Source organism: Scytonema sp. UIC 10036 (assembly GCF_009725235.1).
In genome coordinates this window covers 1-11229 of record NZ_WJFC01000312.1, presented here as the reverse complement: position 1 = coordinate 11229, position 11229 = coordinate 1, and the positions used below count along the sequence as shown (strand labels likewise).

The window sequence follows — 11229 nt, the reverse complement described above, 5'->3', positions numbered from 1 at the left end:
CCTTTTCCCCCTGTCTCCCCATCCCCCATGGAACAGCAGTCTGTAAATCCGGGTTACGTTATTTAAATGACTTGCCCCTGACGCTGAAAGTAGAATAAATTTATCCTCTACTTTATGGTGCAATGAAAAGTGCCAACTCAGAACGTAATCTTAATTAACTTTCAGGTAACTTGCACCTGAGAGAGTTAAAAACTGTTTCTGCTTTTTGCACGCCATCCGCACCGTGAGCTAGTACAATAACAAAATAGCGGTTCTTACCAATTACCACACTCGTTTTGTAACTAATAGTAAACTGAGTTTTGGCATCGTCTGGTGATTTCGTCACTCCTTCTTCCACAGTTACCTGGGTAGGCGAACCACAAAGTTTTTTAGGTTCCGATCTAGAAGTAGAGACTTGAAAATTATCTCTGTCTCCTAGAAAAGTGCTATCTAGAATTTGCTCAACTTGCTTTTTATCTGTTTGCGAATCAATGACAACCCTAGCAACCAAAAGCCGTATGTCCGGATTGTCACCGTTACTAGTAATGAGTGCTATTTGCGCTCCTGCTAAATTTAAACCAAGTACACCTTGAGAACCGTCTGGAAAGCTATAGTTCATAATGCTCCTCGCTATAGCTTCTGCTCTTTGTGGCTTAAAGGCATTGGTTGTAAATTGAATAGCTAACCCAGTGATACCAATCATGACTAGAAAAATAGCCCCAAAAAACACAGCAATTATTTCTAGCAATGTAACTTTATACTTGGAATTTTTTGGTGGTAAGACTTGGTTCATTTGTATTTGTTCAGGAGGCATTGCGACTGTTCTTTTTTCTTAGCATTTTTGGTTCTACCGCTCCCTTTATACAATATCTGATTCAAAATGGCTGAACCCACCTATGCGATTGCGAAGCGCAAGCTGTACTCAGCTTATCGCAAAACCTGTTAAGATTAGGTATGCGAGCCATTGTGACTGTACAATCACCTGATTAGAGATTTTTTGTGGTGGAGAAAGCAGCTTTCTTGAGATAATTATTCTTCCAAATCTTTTTCCGGAATTCCCGCATCTTTCATGATGCTTTTCAAAGTTCCTATTGGCAAATCTCGATTACTATGAACGGGTATGGAAAGGATGGCAGGAACATCTTCTTTGGCATAAATATGATGGCTGCCAGTTATTCGCTTCAACTCCCAACCATGCCTTTCAACTACTTTACATAGAGCCTTACCAGAAATAGCTTTCATATCGATAGCTCAACTAACTGCTTCTCTGGCTCAATTTCTTCCCGCTCACTTGCAACTTCTAACCAACCTTGAACAGCTTCCTGTAACATCTCTAGCAAGTGTTCGTAGCTCTCTCCCCAACTATGACATCCTGGTAATGCAGGTACAGAACCACACCACACTCCATTTTCTTGCCAAATAACCGCTTTAATTTTCATAAACTATCCATCAGTCTGTACTCATAAATTTTAACGCATTGGGCATTTTCTGTGCTTCCACTGTAAGACAAACACATTTAAATTTTGAAAGTCATGTGCAATAGGAAATTCAATTCCTTAGCACTCGCATTGAGTATGCTTTTTTTTATAATAGTCTTCGAGTAGAAAAGGAGTAGTCGTTTCGCGAATCGCAAAAAATAATGCTAGACTCGCGTTTACAGTACGATATTACTCCAAATCAACCCCCAAAAAGCGGTCTAAAAATCGTGTTCGCCACATCAAACGCACAATGAAACTCCACTCTATAGCAACTAACCCCAACCACAAGCAATTGACAGGTGAAATTGGCGCTAATTCAAAAAATTCACGGATAGGAGGAATATATAAAATTAATAAATAAGTAACAATTAGAATCCCTGCCACTCTGAAATAACGCCAGTCACCACTGAGAGGTTCAGCCGCAACCCATGCTGTTGTAGGCGGTTTCAGAAAAGGAATTAATAGCAGTTCGCAAAATACCAAAATAGTCACAAGTGCTGTGCGAGGAATTTCATAATCGACTCTAGCAATTCCAGCAGCTGGTGGTAGATCGAGTATGGCACTAACTAAGTAGAAAAGATAAACAATCAAAGCTACCAAAGTGATAGACAAACTAGCAGGAATAATAAAGTGGAGAATTGAACGCACCATACTTCGTTTTGATTGTTCTCCCGGCTGCGCCCAAACAGGAATAAACATGGTAGGAATACCAACGCCAACAAGAGTGACAATTGCGCTGTGTTTGTTCATTAACGGGAAGCTATCGGAGACAATTGCAGTAGCAAAAATGAGGAGTGCGACACAGCAAACTCGCACCATAAAAAGTTTCATGACATCACGGATACCATTGCGAATTCTTTGCCCTTCTAAAAAGGCAGGGGGTAATGCTTCAAAGGAATCTTTGAGCAAAACTATATCAGCAATACCTCTCGTTGCTTGAGAGCCACTTTCCATGGCAATTCCTAAATTTGCCATCTTAAGGGAGAGGACATCGTTAACTCCATCTCCTGTCATAGCAACGTAATGTCCTGCATCTCTGAGACTTTTGACAATTTTGGCTTTCTGTTGGGGCTTAATTCGTCCAAACACATTATAACTGGCAGCCGCATGAGCAAATTGGACATCGTTCATTTGCTCTAATTCAGCACCAGAAATCAGCTTGATTTCTTCGCTAAAACCTGCTTGTAAAGCAATGGCTGCTACTGTTTGAGGATTATCTCCAGAAATGATTTTGACTGCAATTCCTGCTTTGGCAAAACCTTGTAGTGTTTCACTTGCTCCTTTTCGCAAGCGATCGCTAAAACTTAATATCCCGATCGCACTCAGTTCTGGTGGTAAGGAAGGAGTGTTATTTGCTTCCACAGAAACAAAGTCCGGGCTGTGAGCAAACAGCAGAACTCGGAATCCTTGGTTAATTTGTTGCTGAATGTAATTTTTCGCTGTTGCATCCAAGGGTGTAACCAGTGATAAAACCTCAGGCGCACCTAATACATATGTACCATTCCTGTCTGGCTCGTTAAAGACGACCGAACTCCACTTGCGATCGCTAGAAAAAGGAACCTCCGTTTTGATAGACTTGGTATAACCGAAGCAACCGTTGAGGATGGCAACTGTTGTGCGATTGCCTGACTGAGTACTGGCAGCATAATCACCCAGTATAGAGCGAAGATCGCCTACAGAAATTTCTATGGGATAAAGGTCATGCAATTCAATTTGATTGGTTGTGAGCGTTCCTGTTTTATCAAGACACAACACATCAACATTACTTAAAGACTCTACAGCATTCGTTTGCTGGATTAAGATATTTTTTCCCAGCATCTGAACCGCACCCATAACATAAGCAAGTGTGATTGCAATTAAAAGCCCCGCCGGAATCAAACCTGCAATCACAGCTGCTCTTTGAACAATTTCATTTAATGATTGAGAGCGGATAATAAAACTAATTGCAATCAAAATCCACAAAAAGCAAGCTAGAAGTAAAAGTATCCGAATAATTAAGTTAATTTCTTGCTGAAGTGGGGTATAAACTTGCCGAAACTCTCTTGCACCAGCCATCAGTTGATAAGCAACTGTTTCAGTACCCACCTTCTGCGCTTCATAGCAAGCACGTCCGCTGACACAAAAGCTACCAGAGTAAACTTCTTGTCCCTCTATTTTTGGGATGAGATCCGATTCACCCGTCAGGAGTGACTCATCCACCTCAATCCGTCCTTCACCAACAATCTTACCATCTACTAGGATTTGTTCCCCAGAATAGAGTAGGAGGATATCTCCCAAAACAATTTCCTTTGGATCGATAGTATATTCTTTGCCGTCTCGAATGACAGTTGCCACGGGGCGAGTGAGCAGAGCAATTTTATCGAGTTTTCGCTTTGCCCAAATTTCTTGGCAGATACCAATAACAACACCACTAAAAATGATAACGGCTACAAAGATAGCATCAGAAGGACGCTGTAAAAATAGAAAAACACCGCTAATGGCAAAAAAAACTGCGTTGATAAAAGTAAAAAGGTTCTCACGTAAAATTTGAAAGTAAGAACGGCTAGTTGGCAGGTTGACATTGTTACTCTTTCCTGCTATACGCCTTTCTTTGACTTCTTGTTCGCTCAACCCTTGGAGCTTTGATATCTGCATAAATAATCTTTAAATGACGCTCATCTCTACACAATGTTGCATCAATTGAGGCAAACAATGGTTCCTAATGAGTCAATTGACAATAAGTAAAACTATTCTTGAAATTGGTTTCAACGTTCATAATTCCTTCACAGCAAATCTTGATGTTTTTGCTAGAATTGTCAGGTTAATTACATAGTTTGTTCCTCCTTAGGTAAGTACCAAATTATATCCAAAGATAGATTTATTATTTGGCATTTTTTCGACTTGTCAAGGACAGGTTAGAAGCAGCGACGCTTGGAAATGAGCAAATTGCGGCTGGTAACCAACGCGAATCGCCAGTGTCCACTACCACTGACTGTGACTCTATGATTTTTTCCATTTCTGCCTCCTTTATCAAACGACCTGTCTTTGCAACAGTTTGCTCTATCATCATTACACTACTTGGGATAGCCTGTATTCCGACACTGCCAGTTCCTCAGTATCCGGAAATTGCGCCGCCTCTAGTTACGGTAACTTCAAACTATGTTGGGGCAAATGCAGAAGTCGTTGAATCTACTGTAACCAACATTTTGGAGCAACAACTCAATGGTATTGAGGGTGTGCGATACATCAAATCTACAAGCGCCAATGATGGAACGAGTAGCATTAACTTGACGTTTGAACTGGGGACAGACCAGGACATTGCTGCAGTAGACGTACAGAATCGGGTGTCAACCTTTCTATCGCGGTTACCGGGACCTGTGACCAGTCATTAGACATCTCCGGAAAAGGTGTAAGGGCGCAAGGCGTTGCGCCCCTACCAAGACTTTTGGGTAATGCATAATTAATTTCTGGAGATGTCTATTGGTTACTGGCTCATAAGAACCCTAGACTTGACCCACAAATCTACTGTTATGTTGATTCATGAAACCTCATTATTTTTGTGAGATGTAATACAAATGTTTTGCTTTTGCATTTTCTCTAAAATCCGTTGTTCTGCTGCTTCTAAGTGGGTTACTTCGTCTAAGGCTTTTTGTTTTTCCTTTCGCACTATTTCTAAGTTCCGAATAAGATATTTTCCACTTAAATAATAATCAAACAATTGTAATGATTCTTCATGTGTAAGTTCTCTCCCTGCAAATAGATTACTTCCTAGCTCTTCAACTTTATCAATCCAAGTATTTGCTTCTTCTGATGACATAACCTTACTTCCAACGCCGTCTATACTCTTCTAAAAATTGTATCGCTCTTTCTTCTGTTAACACCATTTCTCTAGAACCATCTGGATTCTCCTCAAATCCAATACTTTTGTAGGCTTCAATGGCTCTAGGTATAGCTGCTACTTTAAATATTCCACTTATGCTCGAAGATTCAGAAGTTATTTCTTCAATAATATCTGCAATTAACCATTACTTTTTTATGCGGAAGATGAGCAAAAAGCTTTGGATTTATTCTTTAATGTATTTGAAGAATTTCGCGAGCGGCATACTTCTGTTTCCACTCAGGTCAATTCTTGCAAATCAGAAACTTTAGCTTCTTAAAATTTCAATGTTTGAGCATCACCGAATTATCAGTACATCTTCTGAAGTGATGGATGGTAAAGCTTTTTCCAAGTTTGATATAACTTGTCCCAATTCTGAACTGGATAGGTTACGTGCATTATTTTGATAGTCTTCAACGCTCCCCGCCAAACCTCCAATAATACTGTAACTAATACGGAGAATTGAGAGGGATGAAAGGGGCTTGTTCATTCACGAAAAATTTACAAGTTTTGCGTGTCGTCTTAATTTAAAGGGTTTGTATTTATATCCAAGTAGCCGCGCCTTTCTAATTCTGCTTTCAGGTGCGGGTGATTTTTTAGCTCCGGGTCAATTGCAAGTATTGAACTGGCGGCGGTCCGTGCGATCGCACGGCCCACCTCTGCTTTAGCTTAAACTGTTCGCGCTTAGAAGCTCGTCGCAATCCCTCTTCAATCTCCCGCACCTCTTCATCAAGTCTTAACTGAGAAGTGTTTCTTGGATTTGCTGCCATAAGCAAAATTGTTTTGATAAGCGTATTTTTACTCATGCGGAAGCTACAAAGGAGATAGTGGTTTTTACAAAAGACTTTATCAAGCTATAGTGAGACTATAATAGCTTGTCTGTTGTTTACTGAGAAAGTCACTTTGTTACTGCCTAAATAACCCTCTAACTAAATATTGGGCAAAGGGATTGTAAAGACTAAGCTGACAAACTCCTTATTACACGGGAGATTGCCAGGATGGTCTATGGCAAACTATCCTGCGTTGACGACATCCGACCTTAGTGCGGCTTGGGATTATTATGAACAAAATCGCGAACAAATTGATCGAGAGATTGCCAAAGATGAGGCAGTTTGATGGTATTACAGTTCTACTCTAACGAAAATTTCCCCATCGTAATGGTCAACTTGCTTAGAGCAGAGTGTAATTCCCGCATGGAAGTGTGATTTTTAATTTACAGAACGCAACTTGCGTGTATTTTCAACCAAACTTTGGGCAAATTGGTCAAACCGTTGTGAAAGCTTCTCATCTAAAAGTTTACCTTCAGGACTAAAAGCTTTCCACGCTTGTCCGATCGCAACCTGTTCTGGAATGACCCAACCGTGAACCCATCTGATAATAATTCGCAAATCGTTTAGAGCATTACTATTGGGTTGTCCTCCCAAAATACTGATAAGCCCAGTAACTTTGCCAGCCAATTGATCGAAACTCATCAAATCGAGGGCATTTTTGAGGACACCACTGACGCCACCATGATACTCTGGTGTTGCCAAAATTAACCCGTCAGCTTGACTGACTGCATCACGCATGCGCTGAACATCTGGGTAATCTGGATATTCCTCTTCGCCATTACAAAATGGTAACTGCATTTGCCGCAAGTCGAGAATTTCAACTTCTGCTCCCAAGGCTTCAAGTCGTTGTGCAGCTATCTTCAAAGCGACTTGCGTGTAAGACTCTGTTCTTAAACTGCCACCAATTCCAACAATTTTTACCATACCTAACTCACCAGGTCTCAATTTATAGCTAGCTTTAATTCAAAGGCTAGTTTTTGCAAAACGTAGTCATTACGAGTATGTTTATATCTTAGCTTACAGATTAGCGAGTTGTGACAGAATGTGTAAAATCACAACTGGGAGAGATTTTTCTGCTACAGAGAATGAGTTTGGCCTCTCATTCACCACTTTCTCGTTCCCAACCTCTAGCACAGAATGCAGCACAGCTGGCTCCGCCGAGCGTAGTAGATCGGCATAGGAGGCGGAGCCTCCGGTCAGGCATTCCCAGCCTCAGGCTGGGAACGAGGTGAACGAGGCTGGGAACGAGGTGAGGGGTGAACAGGTACAGGAGCAGATGTTATGTAAAGAGTAGACGTATGCAAGAGAAAAACTTGGGAATGGTTTTTTGTGGAAGCTACACTAGACAATTAGACACCAAAAAATTATTTGCTAGAAGAACAGCCATAAAAATGAGCGCTCAGCTTCTGCCAGCACAAAAAGGGTAGTTATTTATGAAAAAGGTTGAGAAAAAAACATCGATGAAAAAGCAAACAGTAAAGCGGGCTGCCTTAACTGGAGCGCTGGCTGCCAGTTTGCTCGTCTTGCCTAGTGTATCGGGAGGAGCCTCCGCGCTGGCACAAAAGGCAGAACGTGAATCTCAAGCCCTATCTTATGGCGATTTAATCCAGAAAGTTCAAAGTGGAGAAGTTGCAAGAGTAGAGCTTGATGAAACCGAACAAGTCGCAAGAGTGTATTTAAAAGATCAAAAGCCAGATACACAACCACAGCAGGTGCGGCTTTTAGAACAAAATCCAGAGTTAATTAACAGACTAAAAGAAAGGAAAGTAGAGTTTGAGGAAGTTTCCTCTGCTAACAGTAGAGCGGCTGTCAGCCTTTTGATTAACTTAATGTGGATTTTACCACTCGTGGCTTTGATGTTGCTGTTTTTACGCCGCTCCACAAATGCTTCTAGCCAAGCCATGAATTTTGGCAAATCTAGAGCACGCTTCCAGATGGAGGCAAAAACTGGAGTCAAGTTTGATGATGTCGCTGGTATTGAAGAAGCTAAAGAAGAACTTCAAGAGGTTGTTACTTTCCTCAAACAACCTGAAAAATTTACTGCAGTTGGCGCACGTATTCCCAAAGGAGTATTACTCATTGGTCCTCCTGGGACAGGTAAAACACTTTTAGCAAAAGCGATCGCAGGTGAAGCTGGTGTTCCGTTCTTTAGCATTTCCGGTTCGGAATTTGTGGAAATGTTTGTTGGGGTCGGTGCGTCTCGGGTGCGAGATTTATTTAAAAAAGCAAAAGAAAATGCTCCGTGTCTAATATTTATAGATGAAATTGACGCTGTAGGACGGCAAAGGGGTGCTGGAATTGGCGGTGGAAATGACGAACGGGAGCAAACCCTCAACCAATTACTGACTGAAATGGATGGCTTTGAGGGTAACACGGGCATCATCATCATAGCAGCCACTAACCGTCCTGATGTCTTAGATGCTGCTTTGCTCAGACCCGGAAGATTTGACAGACAAGTTATTGTAGATGCGCCAGACCGGAAAGGTCGCCTCTCTATTTTACAAGTTCATGCCCGAAATAAGAAAGTAGACCCATCTGTTTCCTTAGAAGTGGTTGCGCGTCGCACGCCCGGTTTTACAGGAGCAGATTTGGCAAACCTTTTAAATGAAGCTGCTATTTTAACTGCACGCAGGCGAAAAGAAGCAATTACACAGCTAGAAATTGACGATGCTATTGACCGTTTGACGATTGGTTTAACTCTCAATCCACTCTTAGATAGTAAGAAAAAGCGGTTGATTGCTTACCATGAAGTTGGACACGCTCTTTTAGCTACACTTTTAGAAAATGCTGACCCACTCAATAAGGTGACCATTATTCCCCGTTCTGGAGGAGTCGGTGGTTTTTCGCAGCAAATTTTGAACGAAGAAATGATTGATAGCGGGCTTTACAGTCGGGCTTGGTTGATGGATAACATTACCATGACATTGGGTGGAAAAGCAGCAGAAACAGAAGTCTTTGGAGAATATGAGGTTACGGGTGGTGCTAGTAGCGATTTGAAAGTCGTGGCTAATCTTGCACGTAAGATGGTGACAATGTACGGAATGTCGGAACTGGGGTTAGTGGCTCTTGAAAATCAAAACAGTGATGTTTTCCTCGGTCGGGATTGGATGACTCGCAATGACTATTCAGAAGAGATGGCTACCAAAATTGACAGACAAGTCAGGGAAATGGCAAATATTTGCTACCAAGAAGCCCGTCGTATTATCCGTGAAAACCGTTCTTTAGTGGATCGCTTGGTGGATTTATTGGTTGAACAGGAAACCATTGAGGGCGAGCAATTCCGCAAAATTGTTTCGGAGTATACTGAACTGCCAGAAAAACAAAAAATAGTGGTGTTTGGTTAGTGGTTGGTTGTTAGTTGATAGTTGATAGTTGTTAGTTGTTAGTTGTTAGTTGTTGGTTGTTGGTTGTTACCACTAACCACTAACCACCAACCACTAACCACCAACTAATAATTAGAATCTCGTTGATATTTAGACTCCTCAATTATGACTTGCGATTGTTGGGGAGTCCATTTTTGTGATGATGCTCTTGCAACTTGTTGCTGTGAAAACATTGCCCGTAGAACGACTGCTGGATCTACGTAGTTTTTGGCGTATTTTAATCCCCAGTGGAGATGAGGACCTGTTGTACGCCCAGTCATCCCTACCCGACCAATCCTGAATCCAGCTGGGACTGCCTGTCCTTCCCAAAGTTGAATGCCGCCGTTTCGATCTATTAGGTATCGACGACCACTGGCGCTTTCTACGTGCCCTTCCATATGGCAGTAGGTGTGTTCCCACGGACCGGATTCAATAACAACATGAGTACCGCAAGCGTTGCGATCGCCTACCTTACTGATTCTACCAGCCCACCAGTTGCGAATGTAACTTCCTTGTGGTGCGGCTATATCTATGCCACTGTGAAATTCCCACTTAGAACCACCCGTTGCAGAGGGGCGATATCCAAATGCTGATGTGTATGCCTTGAAATTTTCCACGGGAAAAGAGGCTGCTAACCAACTGTTATTATTTGTTGCTTGTAAGCTTGATTTTTGCTGAATTTGACGCGGTGCGATAAGCCGGGTACGGCTTGCGCCCGGTGCGATAGCCGGGTACGGCTTGCGCTTCGCGATCGCATCTGGTGTTGATGAGCGTGGTATTCTTGCTATGGGAGTCTGAGTGGGACTGTGTGAATCTTGCTCGGGGATTGAAATAAAGGAAAACGCATTAACGTTTTTGTTTTCTTTGGGCAAGAGAGTATTCAAATTAGCAATACTCAATCCTGATACCAATAGTGTGACTACAGAAATTACTACTGTTTGTCGCCACTGACTCATTTTAAAATTCCTCTAAGCGATGATTTATCTGTAAATTAGTAGGCAGAATTTAAATGCAGCAGATGTTTGAATCTGATAGTCGATACGTGATTGACATCTGTTCGCTTTTACCCTATGGCACCATGATGAAAGATGAAAATTGTTTTATTTTTGTTTTTTCCACCGAATTATATTACCAAAAAATCATCCCAATGGTAGAGTGGAGAGTAAGTAAAAATGCTGATAGGGTATCAGAATACCTTTAGTTGAAAAGTAGATTTGGCTTCGATAGAAGCACCAAAAGCATCATCTACAGTACCTTCGTTCGTCATGCTCACTGAAATATTGCCTTTTAGCCTTGAGTTCGATAAGATAGCGATCGCTGGAACAACTTTGTGGTCGTTAGCATTGTATTTGGGATTTTCCAGTGCCAGTGAATGGGTGGCTCTACAACTCAATAGCTGGTTTAATTTCGCCGAGAGATCGCTTTACATGAGCCAATCGGAATTTGAAAAAACCAAAAAGGCAAGGGAATCTCAAAATGCCCTGTACGCTTCGCTTTTTAGCATTCTGCCTTTTCTGGCGATCGGTGCTCTGTGTAACTGGGGAGTAGAAGTTAGCTTGGGTCAAAGTTGGTCTATCAGCATGGGGATACTGGCTTGTATCGGTTCGGGAGTTTACGAACTCGGACGGCGCGATGGCAAAAAGGATGAATTATGAATTATGAATTATGAATTATGAATTATGAATTATGAATTATGAATTATGAATTATGAATTATGAATTATG

The 11229-nt window shown here is 41.7% G+C and carries 11 protein-coding genes and 1 pseudogene; 3 read left to right on the top strand and 9 right to left on the bottom strand.

Translation table 11 applies throughout. The features are described 5' to 3' along the window. Nucleotides 1–154: 154 nt before the first annotated feature. The 4 genes from F7734_RS58260 to F7734_RS58245 form a co-directional block, all read right to left on the bottom strand. Entirely contained in the window at nucleotides 155–793 is a 639-nt protein-coding gene (locus F7734_RS58260; protein WP_155753265.1) for a hypothetical protein, read from the bottom strand. Between the two features lie 215 nt (nucleotides 794–1008). Next, nucleotides 1009–1221, bottom strand: a complete 213-nt coding sequence (locus tag F7734_RS58255) for a type II toxin-antitoxin system HicA family toxin (RefSeq protein WP_155753264.1) — start codon at nucleotides 1219–1221, stop codon at nucleotides 1009–1011. Continuing rightward, nucleotides 1218–1418: a type II toxin-antitoxin system HicB family antitoxin gene (locus F7734_RS58250; RefSeq protein ID WP_155753262.1), complete on the bottom strand. Its 201-nt coding sequence runs from the start codon at nucleotides 1416–1418 to the stop codon at nucleotides 1218–1220. Before F7734_RS58250 ends, F7734_RS58255 begins: the two co-directional genes overlap by 4 nt. A gap of 228 nt (nucleotides 1419–1646) precedes the next feature. Then, on the bottom strand, nucleotides 1647–4091 hold the full coding sequence (locus F7734_RS58245; RefSeq protein ID WP_155753260.1) for an HAD-IC family P-type ATPase: 2445 nt from the start codon (nucleotides 4089–4091) through the stop codon (nucleotides 1647–1649). 347 nt (nucleotides 4092–4438) lie between these two features. Between F7734_RS58245 and F7734_RS58240 the strand changes: the two are divergent. Next, nucleotides 4439–4819: pseudogene (locus F7734_RS58240) on the top strand (efflux RND transporter permease subunit); the annotation flags it as partial. A 155-nt stretch (nucleotides 4820–4974) separates the two neighbouring features. Here the strand turns inward: F7734_RS58240 and F7734_RS58235 are convergent. The 4 genes from F7734_RS58235 to F7734_RS58220 all read right to left on the bottom strand — a co-directional run bounded on the left by F7734_RS58235 (nucleotide 4975) and on the right by F7734_RS58220 (nucleotide 7067). Then, nucleotides 4975–5253 carry a hypothetical protein gene (locus tag F7734_RS58235; RefSeq protein WP_155753258.1) on the bottom strand — a complete coding sequence of 93 codons (279 nt, stop codon included), beginning with the start codon at nucleotides 5251–5253 and terminating at the stop codon, nucleotides 4975–4977. A 358-nt stretch (nucleotides 5254–5611) separates the two neighbouring features. Further along, on the bottom strand, nucleotides 5612–5803 hold the full coding sequence (locus F7734_RS58230) for a hypothetical protein (RefSeq protein ID WP_155753257.1): 192 nt from the start codon (nucleotides 5801–5803) through the stop codon (nucleotides 5612–5614). 106 nt (nucleotides 5804–5909) lie between these two features. After that, nucleotides 5910–6083 carry a hypothetical protein gene (locus F7734_RS58225; protein ID WP_166482805.1) on the bottom strand — a complete coding sequence of 58 codons (174 nt, stop codon included), beginning with the start codon at nucleotides 6081–6083 and terminating at the stop codon, nucleotides 5910–5912. 438 nt (nucleotides 6084–6521) lie between these two features. Beyond that, nucleotides 6522–7067 (bottom strand): NADPH-dependent FMN reductase, encoded by a 546-nt coding sequence (locus F7734_RS58220; protein ID WP_155753253.1) that lies wholly within the window; start codon nucleotides 7065–7067, stop codon nucleotides 6522–6524. Between the two features lie 509 nt (nucleotides 7068–7576). Here F7734_RS58220 and ftsH point away from each other — a divergent pair. Continuing rightward, a complete protein-coding gene (gene ftsH, locus F7734_RS58215; RefSeq protein WP_207714464.1) occupies nucleotides 7577–9487 on the top strand; it encodes an ATP-dependent zinc metalloprotease FtsH in 1911 nt (636 codons plus the stop codon). 104 nt (nucleotides 9488–9591) lie between these two features. Here the strand turns inward: ftsH and F7734_RS58210 are convergent, their stop codons facing one another. Next, entirely contained in the window at nucleotides 9592–10185 is a 594-nt protein-coding gene (locus F7734_RS58210; protein ID WP_347566471.1) for a M23 family metallopeptidase, read from the bottom strand. Nucleotides 10186–10770: 585 nt separating this feature from the next. On the opposite strand from F7734_RS58210, the gene F7734_RS58205 reads away from it, so the two are divergent. Next, nucleotides 10771–11160 (top strand): hypothetical protein, encoded by a 390-nt coding sequence (locus F7734_RS58205; protein ID WP_155753267.1) that lies wholly within the window; start codon nucleotides 10771–10773, stop codon nucleotides 11158–11160. Nucleotides 11161–11229 lie beyond the last annotated feature (69 nt).

Bases quoted from the DNA above. Each gene is read 5' to 3' on its own strand.
- F7734_RS58260 (WP_155753265.1), bottom strand. From the start codon at position 793: ATGCCTCCTGAACAAATACAAATGAACCAAGTCTTACCACCAAAAAAT.
- F7734_RS58255 (WP_155753264.1), bottom strand. From the start codon at position 1,221: ATGAAAGCTATTTCTGGTAAGGCTCTATGTAAAGTAGTTGAAAGGCAT.
- F7734_RS58250 (WP_155753262.1), bottom strand. From the start codon at position 1,418: ATGAAAATTAAAGCGGTTATTTGGCAAGAAAATGGAGTGTGGTGTGGT.
- F7734_RS58245 (WP_155753260.1), bottom strand. From the start codon at position 4,091: ATGCAGATATCAAAGCTCCAAGGGTTGAGCGAACAAGAAGTCAAAGAA.
- F7734_RS58235 (WP_155753258.1), bottom strand. From the start codon at position 5,253: ATGTCATCAGAAGAAGCAAATACTTGGATTGATAAAGTTGAAGAGCTA.
- F7734_RS58230 (WP_155753257.1), bottom strand. From the start codon at position 5,803: ATGAACAAGCCCCTTTCATCCCTCTCAATTCTCCGTATTAGTTACAGT.
- F7734_RS58225 (WP_166482805.1), bottom strand. From the start codon at position 6,083: ATGGCAGCAAATCCAAGAAACACTTCTCAGTTAAGACTTGATGAAGAG.
- F7734_RS58220 (WP_155753253.1), bottom strand. From the start codon at position 7,067: ATGGTAAAAATTGTTGGAATTGGTGGCAGTTTAAGAACAGAGTCTTAC.
- ftsH (WP_207714464.1), top strand. From the start codon at position 7,577: ATGAAAAAGGTTGAGAAAAAAACATCGATGAAAAAGCAAACAGTAAAG.
- F7734_RS58205 (WP_155753267.1), top strand. From the start codon at position 10,771: ATGCTCACTGAAATATTGCCTTTTAGCCTTGAGTTCGATAAGATAGCG.